This window comes from Arthrobacter globiformis, assembly GCF_046536215.2.
Taxonomy (GTDB): Bacteria; Actinomycetota; Actinomycetes; order Actinomycetales; family Micrococcaceae; genus Arthrobacter; species Arthrobacter globiformis_E.
Window position 1 is genome coordinate 677,680 of record NZ_CM143421.1, and the last position, 21,196, is coordinate 698,875.

The 21,196-nt window shown below is 65.9% G+C and carries 17 protein-coding genes; 7 read left to right on the forward strand and 10 right to left on the reverse strand.

All coding sequences use genetic code 11. The features are described 5' to 3' along the window. Positions 1-39 precede the first annotated feature (39 nt). The gene (locus R5O87_RS03130; RefSeq protein WP_410558465.1) at positions 40-1,383 is read left to right on the forward strand and encodes an MFS transporter; all 1,344 of its coding nucleotides are present in this window, start codon (positions 40-42) and stop codon (positions 1,381-1,383) included. Positions 1,384-1,429: 46 nt separating this feature from the next. On the opposite strand, the gene R5O87_RS03135 is transcribed toward R5O87_RS03130, so the two are convergent. The 6 genes from R5O87_RS03135 to R5O87_RS03160 form a co-directional block, all read right to left on the reverse strand. Then, positions 1,430-2,494 carry an MFS transporter gene (locus R5O87_RS03135; protein ID WP_410558466.1) on the reverse strand — a complete coding sequence of 355 codons (1,065 nt, stop codon included), beginning with the start codon at positions 2,492-2,494 and terminating at the stop codon, positions 1,430-1,432. A 263-nt stretch (positions 2,495-2,757) separates the two neighbouring features. Continuing rightward, complete coding sequence (locus tag R5O87_RS03140) at positions 2,758-3,900, reverse strand: proline racemase family protein (RefSeq protein ID WP_410558468.1); 1,143 nt, start codon at positions 3,898-3,900, stop codon at positions 2,758-2,760. Positions 3,901-3,940: 40 nt separating this feature from the next. Then, positions 3,941-4,954, reverse strand: coding sequence for an Ldh family oxidoreductase (locus tag R5O87_RS03145; protein ID WP_410558469.1), 1,014 nt, complete (start codon positions 4,952-4,954; stop codon positions 3,941-3,943). 148 nt (positions 4,955-5,102) lie between these two features. Next, entirely contained in the window at positions 5,103-7,586 is a 2,484-nt protein-coding gene (locus R5O87_RS03150; protein WP_410558470.1) for an FAD-dependent oxidoreductase, read from the reverse strand. A gap of 337 nt (positions 7,587-7,923) precedes the next feature. Continuing rightward, positions 7,924-9,273 carry a flavin monoamine oxidase family protein gene (locus R5O87_RS03155; protein WP_410558471.1) on the reverse strand — a complete coding sequence of 450 codons (1,350 nt, stop codon included), beginning with the start codon at positions 9,271-9,273 and terminating at the stop codon, positions 7,924-7,926. Positions 9,274-9,407: 134 nt separating this feature from the next. Continuing rightward, positions 9,408-10,286, reverse strand: a complete 879-nt coding sequence (locus R5O87_RS03160; RefSeq protein WP_410558472.1) for a LysR family transcriptional regulator — start codon at positions 10,284-10,286, stop codon at positions 9,408-9,410. A 131-nt stretch (positions 10,287-10,417) separates the two neighbouring features. On the opposite strand from R5O87_RS03160, the gene R5O87_RS03165 reads away from it, so the two are divergent. Together R5O87_RS03165 and R5O87_RS03170 are read left to right on the forward strand one after the other, a co-directional pair. Further along, positions 10,418-11,578 (forward strand): FAD-dependent oxidoreductase, encoded by a 1,161-nt coding sequence (locus R5O87_RS03165; RefSeq protein WP_410558473.1) that lies wholly within the window; start codon positions 10,418-10,420, stop codon positions 11,576-11,578. Continuing rightward, the gene (locus R5O87_RS03170) at positions 11,575-12,822 is read left to right on the forward strand and encodes an allantoate amidohydrolase (RefSeq protein WP_410558474.1); all 1,248 of its coding nucleotides are present in this window, start codon (positions 11,575-11,577) and stop codon (positions 12,820-12,822) included. Before R5O87_RS03165 ends, R5O87_RS03170 begins: the two co-directional genes overlap by 4 nt. Before the next feature lie 368 nt (positions 12,823-13,190). Here R5O87_RS03170 and R5O87_RS03175 read toward each other — a convergent pair whose 3' ends face one another. From R5O87_RS03175 to R5O87_RS03190, 4 genes are all read right to left on the reverse strand, one after another. Then, entirely contained in the window at positions 13,191-14,057 is an 867-nt protein-coding gene (locus R5O87_RS03175) for a substrate-binding periplasmic protein (protein WP_462836374.1), read from the reverse strand. Positions 14,058-14,120: 63 nt separating this feature from the next. Beyond that, entirely contained in the window at positions 14,121-14,783 is a 663-nt protein-coding gene (locus R5O87_RS03180) for an amino acid ABC transporter permease (RefSeq protein ID WP_462836432.1), read from the reverse strand. Continuing rightward, positions 14,783-15,430 (reverse strand): amino acid ABC transporter permease, encoded by a 648-nt coding sequence (locus tag R5O87_RS03185; protein ID WP_462836375.1) that lies wholly within the window; start codon positions 15,428-15,430, stop codon positions 14,783-14,785. Before R5O87_RS03185 ends, R5O87_RS03180 begins: the two co-directional genes overlap by 1 nt. A 7-nt stretch (positions 15,431-15,437) precedes the next feature. Further along, entirely contained in the window at positions 15,438-16,229 is a 792-nt protein-coding gene (locus R5O87_RS03190; protein ID WP_462836376.1) for an amino acid ABC transporter ATP-binding protein, read from the reverse strand. A 655-nt stretch (positions 16,230-16,884) separates the two neighbouring features. Here R5O87_RS03190 and R5O87_RS03195 point away from each other — a divergent pair. From R5O87_RS03195 to R5O87_RS03210, 4 genes are all read left to right on the forward strand, one after another. Beyond that, complete coding sequence (locus R5O87_RS03195; RefSeq protein WP_410557541.1) at positions 16,885-17,796, forward strand: proline dehydrogenase family protein; 912 nt, start codon at positions 16,885-16,887, stop codon at positions 17,794-17,796. A gap of 73 nt (positions 17,797-17,869) precedes the next feature. Then, positions 17,870-18,544 (forward strand): GntR family transcriptional regulator, encoded by a 675-nt coding sequence (locus R5O87_RS03200; protein ID WP_410557542.1) that lies wholly within the window; start codon positions 17,870-17,872, stop codon positions 18,542-18,544. Between the two features lie 48 nt (positions 18,545-18,592). Next, positions 18,593-20,239: an L-glutamate gamma-semialdehyde dehydrogenase gene (pruA, locus tag R5O87_RS03205; RefSeq protein WP_410557543.1), complete on the forward strand. Its 1,647-nt coding sequence runs from the start codon at positions 18,593-18,595 to the stop codon at positions 20,237-20,239. 181 nt (positions 20,240-20,420) lie between these two features. Further along, positions 20,421-21,194: an IclR family transcriptional regulator gene (locus tag R5O87_RS03210; RefSeq protein WP_410557544.1), complete on the forward strand. Its 774-nt coding sequence runs from the start codon at positions 20,421-20,423 to the stop codon at positions 21,192-21,194. Positions 21,195-21,196 lie beyond the last annotated feature (2 nt).

Here is a 21,196-nt window from a genome sequence, read left to right on the forward strand (position 1 = left end):
GAAGTCCACGTCGCCACCCCTGAATGCAAGGAGCCACAGGTGTCTTCCATCAAGAACCACAGACCGCCCACAGACGATTTCGCAGCCACACGCTTCAAGCGCCGCTTCCTGACCCGGCTGACAGCTGTCCTGGTTGGAGGGATGTTCCTGGACGGCTACATCCTCGGGATCATTGGCACGGTGATCGGCGCCATCTCCACCGAACTGGAGTTCACCCCGCTGTGGGAGGGCCTGATCGTTGCCTCCTCGCTCGGGATCCTGGCAGGGTCGCCTGTCGGTGGCTGGCTCGGGGACAAGTTCGGCCGCAAACCGCTGTTCATGATCGACATGGGGATCTTCCTCGTCGGCTCCGTTCTCCAGTTCTTCGTCCACGAACCCTGGCAGTTGTTCCTGGTCCGGTTGCTAATGGGCATCGCGGTCGGCGTCGAATACTCGGTTGGCTGGCCGCTAATGTCGGAGTTCGCACCCGCCAGGATGCGGGGCCGCCTGATGGGCCTGACGCTGGTCGCCTTCTACGTCGGATTCATGGTGGCGTTCATCGTCGGCTACGCGCTGACCACCACCACGTCGGTGGACTGGCGGATCATCCTCGGCTCAAGCACCCTCCCTGCCCTGATCCTGTTCTTCGCCCGCTTCGGGCTGCCGGAGTCGCCGCGTTGGCTCTGGAGCAAGGGCCGCCGCGACGAGGCCCGCGCCGTCGCCTACAAGTACATGGAAAACGCCGGTGACATGGACGACGTCGAGCACGAGCACGAGCGGCCGGAGGGCCGCTTCAAGATGCTGTTCTCGCGCCGCTACTGGCGGGCCACCCTGTTCTGCTCCATGTTCTGGCTTTGTGCCGTCACTCCCTACTTCGCGATTGCCACCTTCGCCGAAAGCGTGCTGAAGGGCTACGGAATGAGCGAAGGACTCGCGGGCGGGGTTGGGCTCTCGGCGGTCGCCACCGCGGGTGTTGTGCTCACCGTGATCCTCATCGACCGGGCCGGCCGGCGCTTCCTGACCGTCCCGCCGCAGTGGCTGTGCTTTGTGCTCCTGCTGATTATCGGACTGTGGGCAGGTGCACCAGCCTGGGTGGTGCTGGTCTGCTTCCTCGCTTTTTCCTTCTTCAACGCGGGGTACAACACGCTGACAGGCATCTACCCCGGCGAGGTCTTCCCGACCGAAATCCGCGGGATCGGAACCGGGTTCGCCACTGCCGTCAGTCGCGTGGGAGCGGGCGCAGGAACCTTCCTGCTGCCGTCGTCCATGGCGAACTACGGTCCGCAGGCCACCATGCTGATGGCCGCAGGACTCACCCTTGTCGGCGCCATCCTGTCCCAGTGGCTGGCTCCCGAAACCAAGGGAAAGTCCCTGACCGAGACGGCCGCAGGGTTCTCGCACTAAGCCAGCCGCCCCCCTCTTGCAGTGACAACGCACAACTGCCCTCCGCCTACCGGGCGGAGGGCAGTTGTGCGTGATCCGGAGTGGACGGCGGGTAGGCGATCAGCCGGGCGGCCGAGACAATCCATATGAGGCCCACTGCGCCCAGGATGACGCCGCCGCCTGATTCCGTGGCCGCGCCTGCCAGCGCCGCGCCGGCCGCCGTAGCGCTGACGCGCAGGCCGGCGCTTACGGTGAAAATCTGGGACCTGAGATGCGGCGGGCTGAGCCGATTGCGGAGGGAGAGCATGGCTGCGGTCGAGGACGCGGTAAAGAAACCTGACAGTCCTATGGCGACGACGGTCCACGTGGTGCCGAAATCGAATGCGGCACCGACGGTCAGCAGCCCCGTGGCGAAGAAACCCGCCATCATGACGGCGTGGGGTCGGCTGCGCGTGGGCCGGGCCGTCTCCATGAGGGCGCCGAGCAGGCTGCCGATGGCGAAGGCCGTCACCACGGTTGCCCCGTCCCTGGGTGAACCACTCCGGTCGATCGAGAGCGCAACCGCTGCGATGGCCAACCCGCCCTGGCCGAACTGGGTCAGCGTGGACGCGGCGGTCATCACGGCTAACGGACGGTGGGCAAGGATTCTGTGCAAACCTGCCTTGACGGCCTGCCAGGGCGAACCCCCCGCTCGAGCATGGGGACGGAGCCCGACGGCGCGGACGGCCATGGAGCCCAGTGCGGCGGCGGCCGCCAGCGCAAAAAGACCCATCTGGGCAGGCAGGAACGCCGCGACCAGGGCCACGAATGCCGGGCCGGCAACGGCTGAGACGTTATAGGAGAGGGCATCGTAGGCGAATGCCCTGCGAACGTCAGGGATCGCGCCGAGAACGAAACTGGACAGCCCGCCCATGTAAAAGGGCGAGAGCGCTCCGGCCACGGCCAGGGATGCGAACGCAACCGGCAGCGGCACCTGCCCGATGAAGGCGGTCACCCCGAAGGCGACGGCGGTGAGCAGGCCGGCAGCCGCCACGAGCAGGCCCGGCCGGCGGGCCCTGTCGAGGGCTGCGCCTGCCAGCGGAGCCGCGATGACGCTTGGGCCCAGGGACGCCGCGACCAGCGCCCCTCCCATGGCGACATCATGTATTTGCTGCACGGCAAGAATGGGGAGCGCAACGGCGGAGCCGGCACTCGCCATTCTGGGTGGGACAGAAGCGGCGAGGTATCCGAGCGCGCCCATTGATAGTCAGAACCCCTTCAGGCCATTGAATTTGCTTCGCCAAAAGCGCGAGCACGAATCAGAAAAAGGGACGGCATTCCTGCCGTCCGGAAACATTGAATCACGTTAAAGCTGCAGGCACCCCGGTCCGAAGACGGGGTGCCTGCAGCAGGACATCAAACGGAGGCTTCGACCTGCCGGACCGTACGGTCACCGTCCCTGGCAACGGGCAAACCCGCCTCCGGAGCGCCCTCTTCGTTCGCGGAAGGTGCCCAGATGTCGCCGAGCGTGAAGCCGTTGGGGAAAGGGTCCTCGGGGTCGAGCACGTAGGTGCTGAATCCGGTGATCCAGGCCTGGCCGCTGATCCGGGGAACGACGCCTGTGCGGCCGGCGATCTCGACCTCTTCAACAAGTTCCCCGGTGTACACGGTGCCCAGGACGCCCTCGTGCCGGAACGGCTGGTTGAGGCCCAGTTCGCCCTTTGCATGCAGGGTGGCCATCTTGGCGCAGGTGCCGGTTCCGCAGGGGCACCGGTCAACGCCGCCGGTCCACGTGGCGGGATTGTCGAAATCAACCGGCCCGCTGGCGACCGTCACCGCGTTCCTGCGGTCGGCGTTGGGGTTGTGGGTGACGCCGGAGAGCTGGGAGATGGTGATGCCGATGCCCGGGTAGTCGGGGTGCTCCACCGGCAGCTGGTCCTGCGCCGCCCTAAGAATGAGGGACGAAATGCGCGTAATGTCCCGGCCGCGTTCCGGGACGAGCTCGAGGGATTCGAACTGTGCCACGTCCGCGATGACGTAGAACATGCCTCCCCAGGCTACGTCGACTGTCACCTTCCCAAGCTCTGGAACGTCGATGACCACGTCGGTGTAAACCGAGAACGCCGGGACATTCTCAAAGGTCACCTGCTTGACCTTGCCGTTGCGGCATTCGGCTTTGATGGCGATGAGGCCCGCCGGGGCTTCGAGCTTGAACTCCGTGACCGGCTCCTGCATCGGGATCATTCCCGTCTCAAGAAGGACCGTCGCCACGGCGATGGTGTTTCCGCCGCTCATCACGGGGTATTCCACCTGCTCCATGATGATGAATCCTGCCGCCGCCTCCGGGTGCTTCGGCGGAACGATCAGGTTGCAGCACAGCGGCGGGTAGCCGCGGGGTTCGCGCAGCATCAGCATGCGGATCTGGTCGTCATTCTCTTCGAGCCACTTCATCTGCTCGTACACGGTGTTGCCCGGGATATGGGGCACGCCGCCGGTAATGACGCGCATCGGTTCCCCGGAATGGGTTTCCACGGCCTGGATCATCCGCTTAAAGGTCATGCTCTTTACCTTCTTTTAGGTGTTTCTAATAAGTGTTTAGTCAGGCACGCTGGCTGTGCAATGCCTCGCTGGCGCCTGACTCGGTGTTTGCGGCCTGCTCCAGCCGCCGGAGGACGCCGGCGTCAATCTCCACCTGGCCGGGCAGTTCGGTGAGCTCCATGGCAGGCAGCCGGACCTGGTGCTCGTCGCGGAGGTTCTCCAGCTGCCTGGACAGCCGGTCGGCCGAGCCGGTGAAGTTGGCCGGATCGATGCACAGGACAAAGACGCCGATGCCGGGCGAGGTGCTGCCGCTGTCGAAGGGTGCCGCATCCAGGGAGAACGATGCGCCGGAGAGCGTGGCAAGGATCTCCACCAGCAGGGCGATGTTGCCGCCGCGGTGCCCGCCGAAAGGCAGCAGGGTTCCCGCCAGGGCTTCGTTGCCATCCACCGTTTGTTCACCGTCGGCATTCAGCGCCCAGCCCGCGGGGATTGGGTCGCCCGCGTCGGCCGCGCGCCGAATGTTCACGAAGGCGGTGGAGGAGGACGCCTGGTCGATGACCATGGGAAAGCCGCCCGGCCGGGGGATGCCGTAGGCTAGCGGGTTGGTGCCGAGGATGCGCTTGGGAGCGCCGCCGATGGACATCAGTGCCGGGCTGTTGGCGGTCGCCACGGCGATGTAGCCCTGCTGCGCCACCTTGCGTGCGTAATACCCCAGCTCGCCGCAGGTGTACGAGTCGCGGATCCACAGCGCGGCAATCCCGGCCTCGTGCGTCGCTGCAAGCAGATCCCTGAAAGCGGACTGGAAGGCTGTCTGGGCCAGGCCGCTGGCGGCATCGACGTCGATGACCGCCGGCGCGGCACGGCGGACCTTCGGCTCGGTGGCGCTGGCAATGCGGCCCTGCCGGTAGCCGTCGAGGTAGTCAAAGAGATGTCCCACACCGACGGCGCGGTTGCCGACGAGTTCGGCTTCGACCGTCGCGCTTGAGAGGACTTTGGCATCCTCTGGATGGGCGCCGGCGGCCAGCAGAGCACGTTCGCACAATGCTGCAAGTTCTTCTTTGGGGATGGTGCTCACTGGGAGTTCAGTCCTCTCATCGGGACGCGTTGGAAGGTATTCGGCTGCGGAGCGGATGGCCCCGCAGTCCTGTGGTTCGCCTCACAATAACACTATTTTGTGATCACATATCAGTCAATAGCATCGCGGGCAATCGGCTAAGGGAATCTCAATCCTGCGGGGCGGTTTTCAGCGGGGAACGGTCCACCTTGGCGGGCCATACGGCGTCAAGGTGCGACACCTCCAGCCCGTTCCCAACCGCGGCGGCCTCCGGGTCAACCCAGGCCAGTGCCAGGAAGCGGCCGGAGGCGGGATCCTCCGCAACGCTGCTGATGTAACCCACAACGTTTCCGCCCCGGGATACAGGTTCTCCCTGGACCACCGCGTGGCGGTCACTGGACAGCCGGAGCCGGACAAGGAGCCGGTGGCCGGGGCGGGCCTCACCAAGGGCGCCGTCGCCGGCACCGGCGGGAGACCCGGCAAGACCGGCTTCGTAGGCGGTGTCCTGCGGGCCGAAGTCAGTGCCGAAGGCGGGGACGCCGTTGGCAATCCGTAGTGCCGTAAATGCCTCGTCGCCCACGAGGGCCATCCCCTGCTTCGCACCTGCCGCAACGAACAGGTCCCACAGATACAACCCATGTTCCGTGGCCGCGTAGAGCGTCCAGCCGCCAACGCCGGTAGCCGTGTCGGCGACCGCACGGACCGGGACGCCGCCGACGTCGAGCACAGGCGCTTCAGGCGAGGAAGCCGCCGGGATCCCGCCGCGCGTGACCGACGCCAGGAGGGCTGCCGCGTCAGGACCGATGAGCGCCACGGCCGTCGTCGCTGACGAAACGTCCCAAACTTCCACGCCGGCAAGGTGCGGGGTTTCCCTACGCAGGTGCCAGACATCCTCGGCGCTGCTGCCGATGACCAGGAACGCGTCCCCTGCGGTCCGCACAACGGTCAGGTCGGCGGCGATGCCGCCGGATGGGCTCTGCACAAAGGCGCCGGTGGATTCGTTCACCTCCAGGGACAGGCCGGCCATCAGGATTTCCTGGAGATGCTTTTCAGCGCCGCTGCCCCGGACTTCGAAGACGCTGGCAGCTCCCCTGTCGACGAGCCCCACGCCGCTGACAGCCTGGTTCGCCTCGACGGAAATGGCGGGCGACCATCCGTACGTTCCCCAGGCATCCCGCCGTCGGCCTGCTGTATCGGGGCAGTCGGTGGACCCGTACCACAGCGGGCGTTCCCAGCCGCCCTGGGAGGTGCCGAACACCGCGCCCAGGGCTTCCTGCCGGGTGTAGAAGGGGGTCGTGGCGAACTTCCTCAGCTTCTGCGTCTGCTTGCGGGGATGGCTGATGTCGTAGACCTCGTCATAGTTCTCGCTGGCGCGCTCAATGCTGACGGTGCGCGTCAGGTGCGTCTGGTCGAACCGGCGGAAGTCCAGGCTGGTGGTGTCGACGCCGGGATCCCCCGTGACGATCCAATCGGCCAGGACGCCGGCAACGCCGGCGGACTGGGTGAGCCAGACGGATTCGCCCAGCCACAGGCCTGCGATGCCGGGCACCTCGCCGAGGAGCGGGTTCCCATCCGGGGTGAAGGAGAAGATCCCGTTGTACCCCTCAACCGCTTCGCAGCTCCGGGTCTCGGGGAAGAGCCGCTGGACCTCGGCCCAGCCGTCCTTCAGGTCGTTCCACGTCAACGGGTGGATGGCGGGCTCAACCTGGGTATTGGCGTATTCCTCGGGAGAGGCGATCCCGGACTGGTCCACCGGGATCACCCGGTGCTCGTAGGAACCCCACGTCAGCCGGTCGCCCATCTGGCGCAGATAGGAACCGGTGGCCTGGTGCCGGACCATCGGGAGCTCGATCTCTGCCCCATCGCTGAAGCCGGCGAGCGACGGCAGCGGGCTGGTGTGGGAAGAGCAGTGCTCCATCGGAACCATGGGCAGTTCCAGTCCCAGCAGCTTTCCGAGCCCGGGTCCCCACAACCCGGCGCAGACGACGACGATATCCGCCTCGATGAACGACGTCCCCTCGGGGAGCTGGTCACCTTTGGAGGGATTGCCCGGTACCGGCGGCGTCGGCCGGACGTCGACGCCGGTCACCCGGCCGCGGTCCGTCCGGAACCCGGTGACCGCGGTGTGGCCATAGAACCGCGCCCCGTTCTCGATAGCGCGCCGGGCCTGCCACTCAACCGCGCGTACGGCTTTCACTACTCCGTCCGTTGGGGTGTGCAGGCCGCCGAGCACCGCGGTGGTGTCGAGGCCGGGGAACAACTTCCCGCACTCGTCGGCTGAAACCATCCGGGCCGGAACGTCCCAGGACCGGGCGAGGTTGTGCCGCCGGTGCAGGTATTCCAGCCGCTCCGGTTCGCACGCCAGTTCGAGCCCGCCGACCCGCTTAAGGATCCACTGACCGTCGAGCGTGGCCCCGTCCAGCTTGTCGAGTGTCCGCCGGGCGAGTTCAGTCATGACCGGTGAGCCTGTGGTCTGGAATGCGAAGCCAGGGGCGTGGGAGGAAGACCCGCCCGTGCGGTAAAGGGGCCCCTGGTCCACTACAGTCACGGACTTCATGCCATGTTGGGTCAGGTCGTCGGCCAGGGCGGCACCAACCACACCGGCACCGATGATAAGGATCCGGGTGTCTGCGTCAATTCGGGCTGAGGCCACGTTATCTCCCTTGCAGTCAGAGACGTCAACGTCTCAAGTCAAAATGTCAGTTGGCTTCCGGGCCGCGCTCTGCGCGCCGGCCGGGAGGCAAGATTTGGGCAGCCGCCTGCAGGGTTCGAGACGCCCCGTTGATGGTCGGCTGAATCACAGTATAGGTGAGATATGTGATCACAACTACCCGTTTTCGGGAAGTTCTTTTTTGAACCCCGGGGTGGCCGTTAAATGGGCGAAGCGCAGCCCTCCGCGGGCTGCGCTTCGCGGAAAAAGTGCCGTTGCCGCGGGACTGCAGGCGGCTTAATAATCCATTGAATCAGCGCAATATTTGCCAGTGGATCGCCTATGCCCTCGCGGCGGCGGGCTCGGCCATACGCTGCGCGAGGGCTTCGCGCAGCGCCTCTGCCACCCGGTGGGCTTCATGATAAGCGCCGTGCGAACCGGCCGTTTCCGAGGTGTAGTCCCCCGCGAAGTGGACGTTTCCCACGCTGCGCTGCAGATCTGCCAGTGCTGCGTTCCGTTTCGGAGACAGGACAGAGAAGCAGTGTTCCCAGCTGGCTGCTGCCGCGCCCACGATCCGGCCGCGAAGCTGCGGTGCGACCGCCAGGAAGTCCTCGGTCCACTCCTGGATGAGCCTCTCGTCGTTTTCGATCCCCGGAATGAAACCTGCAGAGTTGCCGTAGCAGGTGAACCTGACGATCCCATCGGCCGGCATGACGCCCGGTTGCGGATTGATGATGGCGTCAAACTTCTTGCCGACCGTGGAAACAAAGGACCAGTCCGCGAAGTCCGGCAGGCCCTCGATGTTGGCGGCGACGGTAAAGGTCGTGCTGCCCGGCGTTTCAGCGGCACGGAGCGCCTCACGCTTCCATTCCGGCAGGTCCCGGCAGACGCCGGCCACCAACGGTGCCGGCACCGCCATCACCACGTGCCGGGCCAAAAGCACTTCCTGCCCGCTGTCGCTGGCGGCACTCACCTCACACAGGCCGTCCAGCTCACGGACAGTTTGGACGCGGATGCCGGTCCGGATGGCCGTGCCGGACCCGACGTTGGCGGCCAGTGCGCGCGGCAGGGCATGCATTCCGTTCACGGGATAGAGGCGATTGTCGCGTTCGTGGGCGATGTAGCTGGCGAGGTAGCGAAGGGCGTACTTCGCCGAAAGCTGGGCCGCATCCCCCACTGCCCCGCCGCGGACTGCGGACTCGATGACGCTCCGGGCGGGCCCGGGGAGGCCTGCGAGCCTGGCGGCCACGGTTTCGTTCGCCAGCCCGGCAGCCCTGTCCGTGATGGCTTCGTCCGACACATGGTCCCGGTACTCGCGCGCCAGTCCTTCCATGAAACCGACCAGTGCGGCCTTCGACTCCGGCGGCAGCGGGAGCCGTTCGGCGATTTCCGGAGTGGATCCCGCGACGGAGGTAACGCCGTCGATATGCACGCCGTACGTGGCGGGGTGGAACGGCACGGTCTCCTGGTTGAGTTCATTGGCGAGCTTTTCGGCCCGCGTGCCGCGGTAAATGAACATGGCACCCGTGTTGACGGGGACACCGGCGAGCTGGATGCTGCGCGTCCGCCCGCCGATGTCGCCGTCGGCCTCCAGCACCTGGACGTCGATGTCCAGGCCGCGGAGTTCGTACGCGAGAGCCAGGCCCGCCGGCCCGGCCCCGACCACCACGACGTCGTGAATTGTCTTCATGCTTGACCACTTTCTGATTCGAAGACCCAACTGACTGGCAGTAGTTGTCGTTTTGGGGTGTCAAAACGACAAATACTTCGGGCCAGTTGGGATGTCCGCCCAGATTAGAGCCGGGATATGTGATCACACAAGACCTATTCCGGAATCTCTCCCCTGAGGCAGCGGACAAATTCGTCCACGGCGGGAGAAGCGCCAAAAGCACGGGCTATGTGGAGCTCCGTCTGCGGCCTGTCCACAAAGCGGCGGGTGGTGACGCCTGGCATCTGGAACCGCTGCACCGACTCAGGGAGAACCGACACCCCCAACCCTGCGGCGACAAGGCCGAGGACGGTTTCCTGGTGGATGGCCTGCTGGACGACGACGGGCGGGGTGGGAAGTGCCCCGAAGAGCCGGAGCACCCTCGCCACGAACCCGGGCATCAGCCGGTAGGGAAACAGGATCATCGGCTCCCCTTCGAGGTCCTCGGGACGCAGCTCCTTCGCCGCCGCCAAACGGTGTGCCTCCGGAAGGACCGCCACCAGGTCTTCCGCGCTGAGCAGTTCAAGGTTCAGCCCGGGCACGTCACCCGGATCCCGGATCAGCCCCAGGTCGAGGTTTCCGTACAGCAGCTGCTCAATCTGTTCCCCGCTGGTGAGCGGGTGCAGCACGAGGTCAATCCGGGGACGCTGCTGCCGGAAGGCCCGGATGGCTTCGGGAACGGTGGTGTAGCTGGCGGAACTGACGAAGCCCACCCTGATCTTGCCGCTCTTCCCGGCAGCGACGTCGGCAACATCTCCGGCGGCGTCGTCCAGGTCCGCAACGGCAGCCTGGATGCGGTCCTTGAACGCCTGGCCGGCCGCCGTCAGCGTCACGCGGCGGGTGGTGCGGTCGAAGAGCTGGACGCCAAGCTCGCGCTCGAGCCCCTTGACGGCGACGGTCAGCGGCGGCTGGGTGATGTGCAGGCGTTCGGCGGCGCGGCCGAAGTGCAGCTCGTCCGCGACGACGAGGAAGTACCTGAGCTGCCTGAGTTCCACGGCGATTCTTTCGACAGACACTAATAATTACAAGTCAAATGATATTGGACCGTAGGCACAAATGGGTGAGTTACTGGAGGGGAAGAGGGGCGCTGCCCCATTGACCATCCCCCGCCAAGAGGAGCCACCCCATGGAATCGACCGAATACGCCGTCGTCGGTGCAGGGCTGTCCGGAGCTGCCACCGCCTGGCATCTCGCCGCCCGCGGGCACGACGTTGCCCTGCTCGAACGCTCAACCCCCGCCAACGATGCAGGCAGCTCCCACGGTTCCGCCCGCATCTTCCGCTACGCCTACCCCGAGGAGTTCTACACGGGCCTCGTCCAGGAAGCGAAGACCGGATGGGACGAACTGGCCCGCCTCAGCGGCAAGCAGCTCATCACGCCCACGGGCGCAGTGGACTACGGCGCAATCCGGCAACCGGAACGCCTGGCGGCCGTGCTGGAAGCACGCGGCATCGACCACGAGCTTCTCACCCCGGAAGAGGCCAGCCGCCGGTGGCCCCAAATCGCCTTTGACACCCAGGTGCTGTGGCACCCGGACACCGGCGTCATCGACGCCCACGAGTCCGTCGCCTCCATGGTGGACCAGGCCGTGGCTCACGGCGCGGAACTCCACAACAACTGGGCGGTCGCCTCGATCACCGCCTCGAACGGCGGCTACGTGCTGACCTCAGAGGACGGCCGGACGCTGCGGGCCGCCAACGTCATTGTTGCGGCCGGCGGCTGGCTCCCCCAACTGCTGGGATCGCTGTCGCTGCCCTCGTCCTTCCTGGCCGGCATGCCCGCGATCGAGGTGCGGCAGGAACAGGCCTACCACTTCCCCTACGCCGACGGCACTGACCATGACGCCTCGCCGTGGCCCACCTTCATCCACAAGCGCGAAGGCTGGCAGGCCTACGGCCTGCCGGGCGGCCGCGATGCCGGATTCCGCGGGCAGAAGGTCGCCGAATACAACGGCGGGAAGATCCTGCCCTCCGCCGCCGAACAGGACGGCCAGATCAACCCGGACAACCGCCGCCGGGTCATCGAGTACGTGGAACAGTACCTGCCGGGCCTGGTTCCGGAGCCCTACGCAGAGACCACCTGCCTCTTCACCAACACCCCCACGGAGGACTTCATCCTCGACCGCGCCGACGGCATCACCATCCTCTCCCCCTGCTCTGGCCACGGGGCCAAGTTTGCCCCGCTGATCGGGCGGCTCGCGGCCGACCTGGCAACCGGTGCAGGCGCCGTTCCGGACCAGTTCCGGCTCGCAGCCCAGGCGCAGGCAGCAACCGGGGCGCACGCATGATCCCCGGCACCACTCCCCTGCCCCCGGCATCGACAGCAACGGTCACCGGGCTGCTGCAGGAGATTGCCGGCACCGGCACCGACACGCTCCGCGGCGGCTACACCCGGCCTGTGTACTCCACCGCCGAACTGGACCTGCGCAGCTGGTTCATCGATCAGGCCACCAAGCGCGGCCTCACCGTGGAAACGGACCGGAACGGCGCCATCTGGGCCTGGTGGGACGTGCCCGGCGGTGACCGCAGCAACAGCCTGGTCACCGGCAGCCACCTCGACTCGGTGCCCGGCGGCGGCGCCTTCGACGGTCCCCTCGGCGTCGCGTCAGCCCTGGTGGCCGTGGACATCCTCAAGGCACGCATGGCCACCCCCACCCGGCCACTCGCCGTCGTAGTTTTCCCGGAGGAGGAGGGCTCCCGGTTCGGCGTCGCGTGCCTGGGCTCGCGGCTGATGACCGGTGCCATCGATCCGGACAAGGCCCGCAACCTGCGGGACCCGGACGGCTCAACGTTCGCCGACGTCGCACGGGCCAACGGCCTGGACCCACGCTTCGTAGGCAAGGACGAAAAACTCCTGGGCCAGATCGGCGCCTTCGTCGAATTGCATGTGGAACAGGGCCGCGGCCTCATCGACCTGGACCAGCCCATTGCGATCGCGTCGTCCATCCTGGGACACGGACGCTGGCGGCTGAGCGTTCACGGGCAGGGCAACCACGCCGGAACCACGCTGATGGCCGACAGGCACGATCCCATGGTCTCCGCGTCCAGGATGGTGGTTGCCATCCGCGACATTGCCCGGAACCAGGCCCATGCGCGTGCCACCGTCGGACGGCTCCAGCCGGTCCCCGGCGGGACCAATGTCATCGCCTCGCGCGTTGACTTCTGGCTGGACGTCCGGCATCCCGACGATGCCGTCACGGCGGCCCTGGTGGAGAGCATCCATGCCCAGGCGCGGGTCATCGCAGCCGAGGAAGGCTGCAGCGTCGAACTCCGCGAGGAATCGCTGAGTCCAACCGTCCACTTCGATCCCGCCCTGCAGAAGGAACTGCAGCGCGCCCTGCCGCAGGCGCCCGTCCTGGACACCGGGGCCGGCCACGACGCCGGCGTGCTGGCGCCCTTCGTACCGACGGCCATGGTGTTCGTCCGGAACCCCAGTGGAGTATCCCACTCCCCCGAAGAACACGTGGTGGACGAGGACGCCGAGACCGGGGCACAAACCCTGGCAGACGCCCTGCAGGGGCTGATGGCCTGACTGCATAACCAAAACACCCGCGCCGGCTTCACGGCGCGGGTGTTTTGGCGTGCAGCAACATGGGCCGCTCTTCGCGCGGCAGCCGGCCGGCCGGGGCTTTTGGGCTCCTAGCCCCTGCCCGGAAAGGCGGAGTGGGCAGAATGGAACCCAGCAGGGTGAGCGCGGGGAAGGACCAAAGGGCGGTGGGATCCCATGATCCCCACCGCCCTTTCCTGTTGGTCCGGTTCCTGCTTGTCCTGCAATCAGCTGCCCCCTACGCCTCCCGCCGGCCGCGGCGCGCGGGAGTCCCGTGCCACGCTTGGCCCTTAAGACACCTTGGCGGCGCCGGATTAAATCCGACGCCGCCAAAGTGCAGCACTACGCTCCTGTCAGAGCTCGGTGGCTGCCCCCGGCTGGCCGACAGCAGGGTTCAGTCCGTACTTTTCGAGGATCTTCTTGATGGTGCCGTTTTCGCGCAGCTTTTCGATGTCCTCGTCCAGTGCCTTGCCGAGCGCTTCGTTGTCCAGGCTCGACGGCAACATCACCTGACCGACAGAAGCGAACTCGGGCACATGCGCGTTGGGCTTGACGTCGACCACCTTGGCGCCCTCGATGGGGGCGTCCTTGAAGCGGCCCTTGGCGGACGCGGCGGATGCCACGATGGCATCGATGCGGCCGGCTTTGAGGTCTCCGTAGATGGACTCGTCGTCCTGGTAGACCTTGAACTTGTCGCCCAGCCACTTCTGCAGGCTGTTGTTATAAAGGTTGCCGGCGACGGAGCCAACGACCTTGCCCTCGAGGTCGTCGCTGGTGAGACCCTTGGTTGAAATGATTGCCTGGGGATCGTTCCACAGCGGCGTGCTCAAGTAGACGATCTTCTTCCGTTCCTTGGTGCGCAGCCAGCTTCCCGAACCAATGTCAACGCGCTTCGTTTGGACGGACGGGATCACGGCTCCGGCGCCGCCGGAGGTGCTGACGGTGACCTTGAGGCATTCGAGTTTGGCGATCTCGCCGATCAGGTCGCCCTCCATGCCGGTAACGGTGTCCCCTTCGACTCTTGTGGCCGGGTAGTAATCGTAGCTGGCGACGGTGAGCTCGCCCTGGGTGATGGTTTTGAGGTCGGCGTGGGCCGGTTTGCAGTCGGAGGCGACGCTGCTGGCTTCGCTGCCGCCGCAGGCGCTGAGGGAGATGGCGAGCAGGCCGGCGGCGCTGCCGGCGGAGAGCACGCGCACGAGGGTACGGGGAGTTCGAGACATGGATTTTTCTTTCTTTCCTGAGGTGGTGGGGCGGATTGCCCTGGAGGGGTGGGACTGGGGGTTCTAGTTGCGTTGGAGGTGGCGGCCGAGCCGTTGTTCGAGGACCCGTACGAGGCCGAGGAAGACGAGGGTGAGGGAGCCGTAGATGGCCGCGGTGAGGAGGTAGACGGACAGGTATTCGAAGGTGATGGATCCGATTTCGAAGGCCTTGGACATCAGTTCGGGGACGGCGATGACGAAGGCGAGGGCGCTGCCTTGGAAGACGAGGACGGCGAGGCCGGCCAGGGGCGGGGTGGAGATCCTGAGGGCCTGGGGCAGGATGATGAGCCGGAACCCGGTCCAGCCGCGCAGCCCGGAGGTGAGGGCTGCTTCTTTCTGCCCGAGCGGGACGGACGCGATTCCGGCGCGGAAGTATTCGGAGGCGTACGCGCCGGTGTTCCAGGTCAGCGCGATGATCGCCGTGGTGAGCGAGGTCAGGGTGATGCCGGCGTCGGGGAGGCTGAAGTAGAGCAGGTAGAGCAGGACCAGGGCGGGCAGGCCGCGGCCGATTTCGACGAACAGGAACGAGATCCACTGCAGGGGCGCGAGTTTGGAGGCTGCCATGACGGCGAAGAGCAGGCCGAGGGGGAAGCCGAAGAGCAGGGAGAGTCCGGTCAGTTGGAGGCTGACCATGAGTCCGGGGGTGAGGTTGGGCAGCCAGCCGAGCCATTGGGTGAGCATGTCCATCACGCGACTCCGATCTTCCGGCGCAGGGTGAGGTCGACCCGGCGTGAGATGAGGGCGACGACGAGGCTGATCACGATGTAGAGCGCCCCGGCGACGACGAACGAGAGGAGGCCTTCGTGGGTTTGTTTCGCGGCCTGCTGGGCGTAGTAGGTGATTTCGCGGACGCCGATGGTGGAGGCCAGGGCGGAGTCTTTCAGGAGTCCGATGCCGTAGGTGGCGATCGCGGGCAGGGCGACCCGGAACGCCTGCGGGGTGATGATGTGCCCGACGGTGGTGATGGTGGACAGGCCCAGGGCGTGGGCGGCTTCGCGTTGCCCGTCGGGGATGCTCAACAGGCCTGAGCGGTAGATTTCGGCCATGAACGCGGAGGCGATGATGGAGAACCCGATGATCGCGGCCTGGATCGTGGTCAGGCGCAGCGCGAACTGGGGCAGGCCGAAATAGATCAGGAACAGCCAGGTGATCGGCGGGATCACCCGGACCACGTTGATATACAGCGTGGCGGCACCACGGATGATGGCGATGGGTGAGCGGGCGGCGCCGACCAGGAGCAGGCCGATGATCCCGCCGAACAGGAGCGAGGCGCCGGTGACGTAGAGGGTGAGTCCGACGCCCTGGGCGATCGAGGACAGCAGTTGGGTGATCATCGCTGTGTCACCGGTCCAGGACGGCTTTGAGGAACTGCCGGGTGCGTTCGTTCTCCGGGTGCGACATCACCTGTTCGGACGGGCCGATCTCCAGCACGCCGCCGTTGCCCATCACCATGATCCGGTCGGACACGTCCCGGGCGAAGTGCATCTCGTGCGTGACCACCAGCATCGTCATGCCCTCATCCGCCAGGTCGCGCATGACGGCCAAAACTTCGAGGCCGATCTCCGGGTCCAGGGCCGAGGTCGGTTCGTCGAAGAGCATGACCTTCGGCGAGAGGGCCAGGGCGCGGGCGATCGCGATGCGCTGCTGCTGCCCGCCCGACAGCCGGGCCGGGTAGGCCTGTGCTTTGTCCGGGAGGCCGACGCGTTTGAGGAGTTTTTCCGCGGTGTCCTGGGCCTGTTCCTTGCTGGCGCCTAGGACCTTGCGCTGGGGCAGGGTGATGTTCTCCATCACGGTCAGGTGCGGGAAGAGGTTGAAGCTTTGGAAGACCATGCCAGTAACCCGCCGGAGGTGGTCCAGGCTCGCCTTGTCCGGCAGCTTCCCGCCGGCCACAACGGTGGCCCCGCCGATCGAGATCGTGCCCTCCGTCGGTGTTTCCAGGTAATTCAGGCACCGCAGGAACGTGCTCTTGCCCGCTCCGGAGGGCCCGATGATCGAGACGACTTCGCCCTCGTTCATCGTCAGATTCACATCCGACAACACACGGGCTGCTCCATAACTCTTGCCGAGCCCGGACACCACAACCTCGCCAGAGAGCGCGGTCGGCGGAGCTTTTGTGCCAAAACTTAAGCCCATTTTTCGATTCCTTCGGGTAGCGGACGCGTGTACCCCGATATCGGTCCGCGCATTTTTGATGATCTGCAAGGGCCGGGCGGATGCTCAGCGCCTGCGTAAGTTGTCAGATGATGCCTCACTGCATCATCTGAGGGCCGGCGGTGCCGCCGGCCCTAGGTTTTAGCCCCGGTCTTGGGTGCCAGGGGGACCCGGCCATTTGGGAGCCGGGCCCGATGTGGTTGGAGTCACATTCAAAACTGTAATCTGTGATCACAAATCGGTCAATGGATGACTTGTAACACTGCTGTAAATTCATTCCGCCCGCGCCGGTCACCCGGCTGCCGCCCCAGGGCGGATCAACCGGGCGATGCCGGGCGGGAAGCTGACGTGGTCGTGCACGCCGGCCTAGTCCGTTTCCGGGCCTGTGCAGTAAAAGCAGCCGTCGGTGCAGCTGTCGTCGTCGTCAGGCAAGGCATTTGGTGCAGGGATTGCATTCACGGATCCATTCCTTTCGAACCGGGGAAAATATATTTCCCGCCCTCTTGTGTGATTTGTGATCACAACATACTGTGGTCTAAGCAACACTCGCAAGGGGGTTGGAAAAATCGCCGGACCCAAATCCAGGGAACGGCCGGGAACCGCGGTCCGTCCGCGGCGACTCTTAGGAAGTGCACCCATGCCGAACAGACTTCTTCTGCATGTCGCAGAAAACAAGAAACTCGAAGCCATCGCCACACGGAACCGGCTCACCCGCCCACTCGTGGACAGGTACGTCGCCGGCCGCGGACTGGCCGAGGCCTGGAAAGCCACCAAGGCCCTCAACCAGGCCGGGATCGATGTCAGCCTGGACCTGCTGGGCGAATCGGTTCGGGATCTTGGACAGTCGAAGGTGGCCACCCGGGAATACCAGGGAGCCATCGAGAACATCCAGAACCAGGCGCCGGGCTCCACCGTCTCGGTAAAGCTGTCGCAGCTGGGGATCATGATCGACCCCCAGGAGTGCGCCAACAACCTCAAGACGCTCCTCGACGCCGCCGCCACCCACGGGGCAACCGTCGAGGTGGACATGGAGCACAGCTCTGTTGGCAGGGACACGCTCGCCATTTTTAGGAGCATCCTTCCCGACCACCCGAACACGCGTGTTGCCATTCAGGCGAACATGCGCCAGACCCCCGAGGACCTGCTGTCCTTCGTGGACATCAAGCCCCGGATCCGGCTCGTCAAGGGTGCCTTCGACGAATCCTCATCCGCGGCCCTTTGCGATGCGGATGAAGTCACCGAGCAGTACAAGTACCTGTCCCGCTGGGCGCTGCAGCACCTTCCGGACCCCGCCTTCGGAACCCATGACGACACGTGCATCGACGTCATCAAGGACACCGCACGCGAGCTGGGGCTGGGCAAGCGCTCCTTTGAGTTCCAGATGCTGTACGGCGTACGGCGGAAGCTGCAGGATGAGCTGGTCCGCGAGGGGTACCGGGTCCGCGTCTACCTCCCCTACGGGACGCAGTGGTACCCGTACCTGATGCGCCGCATGGCTGAGAAGCCGGCCAACCTCCTACTCTTCCTCCGCTCCCTTATTGGAGGCTAAGCGGACTTTAACGTAGTCTTGGATGTGATCACATATCAATCAGTGAGCGATGCGGTGCAGAGCGGAGAACGCCATGAGCCTTCACACGTCCAGTCCGGTCACCCCTACATTGGTGGCTGACCAGGTGTACGAGGTTCTGGAGAATGCCATCCTGACCGGGTCCTTGGAATCCGGATCACCGCTGCGGGTCCGCGACCTCGCCGCCATGGTGGGCACCAGCGTCATGCCCGTCCGGGAAGCGATCCGCCGCCTCGAAGAGGCAGGACTGGCAACACGCATCCCGCACAAGGGTGCGGCGGTCAGGACGTTCACTGTCACCGAACTGATTCACATTTACGACGTCAGGACCATTCTCGAGGTACAGGCGGCAACCCAGGGCGCCAGCCGGGTCACCCGGCCGGACCTGCGGGACATGGAAGCGTCCTGCGCCAGGATGCAACAAGCCGTCGCGGACGGCCGCATCATTGATGCCCTGGACCTCGACGAGGACGTACTCCGGACCCTGTACCGGGCCTCTGGAAATCCCGTCCTCGTCAGCACCATCGAACAGCTTTGGCTCCAGTGCCGGCCCTACAAGGTCATCGGCGCGACTGAAGCCCTCGCCCAGAACGACAGCACCCTCTGGACCTCGCAGCCAGCTTTGGTCCAGGCACTGGTTGCCGGCGACGCCGCCGCTGCAACCACCATCACCGCGGACTCATTGGCCAGCGCACTGCGCCGGCTGGAGCGCCGTCTCGAAACCCACTAACCAACCTGCGCCTTCCGGCCCGGGAACACTCAAGGAGATACCCAGATAATGTCCACCCAATCAGTCAGCGTTACTGGAAACTTCAAGGTACCCACCCCGTACAACGAGCCGTCACGCGAATTCCGCCCCGGCTCACCCGAAGCAGCGTCCGTCAAGAAGGTGATCGCCGAGGTGACTTCCAGCGTCCGCGAGTTGCCGCACGTCATCAACGGAGTTCGCTCCATGACCGGCGAGCTGCGCGACGTCACTGCTCCCCACCGCCACGCCCAGGTGCTGGGCCGCATCCCCACCGCAGATGAGGCAGTGGTCCAGTCCGCGATCGACGCAGCACTGGCCGCACAGCACGACTGGTCCAGGACCCCGTGGTGGGAGCGGGCCGCCATCTTCCTGCGTGCCGGCGACCTTGCCGCCGGAAAGTACCGTGACGAACTGGTGGCCACCACGATCCTTGGACAGTCCAAGACGTTCCACCAGGCCGAAATCGACGCCGCCAGCGAGGTAGCTGACTTCTTCCGCTACAACGCCCACCTGGCCCAGCAGATCTACGCCGACCAGCCTGCTTCCCTGCAGGGCGAAGGCAACACTCTGGACCAGCGCGGCCTGGAAGGCTTCGTCCTGGCCATCACGCCGTTCAACTTCACCGCCATCGGAAGCAACCTGCCCACCACACCCGCCCTCATGGGCAACACGGTGGTCTGGAAGTGCTCCGAGAAGGCAGCCCTCAGCAACGACGTCCTCATGCGGATGTTCGAGGAAGCCGGCCTCCCGCCGGGCGTCATCAACCTGGTCCACGGCTCCGGCCGTGCGATCTCCGACCAGGCCATGAGCCACCCGGACTTTGCGGGCCTGAACTTCACAGGCTCCACGGACGTCTTCCGCAGCCTCTGGAAGAAGGCCGGCGACAACATCGACAACTACCGCTCCTTCCCCCGCCTGGTAGGCGAAACAGGCGGCAAGAACGCCGTCGTGGCACACCCCAGCGCAGACGCCAACGCCCTGCGTGCCGCCCTGATCCGGAGTGGCTTCGAATACTCCGGCCAGAAGTGCTCCGCGGCGTCCCGTACCTACATCCCGCGCAGCGTCTGGAACCAGATCAAGGACGAACTCGTCGAGACCGTCAAGTCCCTCCGCATCGGCGATCCGGCCGAGCACGAGACCTTCACCGGCGCCGTCATCGACGAGACGTCCCTGCGCAAGCTGGAGTCCGCCATCGAGATGGCCAAGGCCCTCCCGAGCCACACGCTCCTGGCCGGCGGCAAGGTCCACGCCGAAGAGGGCTGGTTCGTCGAACCGACCATCTTCGAGACCACGGATCCCCACGCCTTCACCATGAGCGAGGAGTTCTTCGGCCCCTTCCTGACGGTCTACGTCTACGAGGATGCCGAATGGGAGTCGGTGCTTGACCTGGTGGACCAGACCAGCAACTACGCCCTGACGCTCTCCATCTTTGCCAACGACCGCCGCGCGGTCTCGCTCGCCCTGGACAAGCTCCGGAACGCGTCCGGCATGACCTACATCAACGACAAGCCGACCGGCGCGCTCATGGGCCAGGTCTCCTTCGGCGGCGGCCGGGCATCCGGCACCAACGACAAGACCGGTTCCCGGCTGGCACTGCAGCGCTGGCTCAGCGGCCGCTTCATCCACGAGAACTTCTCCCCGTCCAGCGAATGGCGCCAGCCCTACCTGGCCGACTAATCCAGGCGCCCCTGACCCGGGCGTCCCGTGACCGGCTGGGTGCGCACCCGCGCACCCAGCCCTCCAACCGCCGTCGGACTCCCGCAACGAACCGAACGGCTTCCCAGCAGCCGCTGCCTGACCTGTGCAGGCAGCGGCTGCTGCCCTCCCCCGGCCTTCCACCCAGCCACGGAAGTTCACCATGAAAAAACGCATCAGCTCCCGACCCAAAAACACCCCGAACGCACTGGCGCCCCTGAAACGGCGCGACGAGCGCGGCACGGCGATGTCCATCCTGCTCCTGTTTGCCCGCCACCGTACCCTGAGCAGCGAACAGATCTCCGGCCTCCTCCGTATACCGGCCTCCACTGTCTACCGGCACCTGCAGACCCTGCTCCAGGCCGGATTCGTGGTGGAAAACCAGCTCATCGGCCGCTATTCGGCGGGCCCTGAAGTGGTCCGGCTTGCCGACAACTACCGCGACGAAGCCCTGGCCCAGGGCGAGGTACGGAACCGGCTTGAGCAACTGTCACAGGACACCGGCGAGCTGGCCGCCTACCTGGTGCAGAGCAGCAGCGACGTCCTGTGCGTCGAATCCGTGGAAAGCGCGCACATCCTCAGCTGCAGCTACGCCGCCGGACGCTCCCGCCCCCTGCTGAACGGGGCAAGCGCCCGGGCCATCCTCGCGTTCCTGCCCGAGGAGGAAACGGACGACATTCTCGCCGGCCACTTCCTTCCCCCGGACGAGGGGCACGCCATCCGATCCGACCTGGCAGCCATCAGGGAGCGCGGCTACTCAACCAGCTCCGGCGCCCTCGCGCCGGGCGTCTGGGGCGTCAGCGCCCCGGTGCTCGACCACGGCGGACGGCTGTCCGGCGTCGTCACCACCATGGTGCCGCTCGAGCGCGCAGCCACCGACGAGGCACGGGCCGGGTTCATCAGCTCCACCCGCCAGGCGGCCGCAGACCTGCAATAACA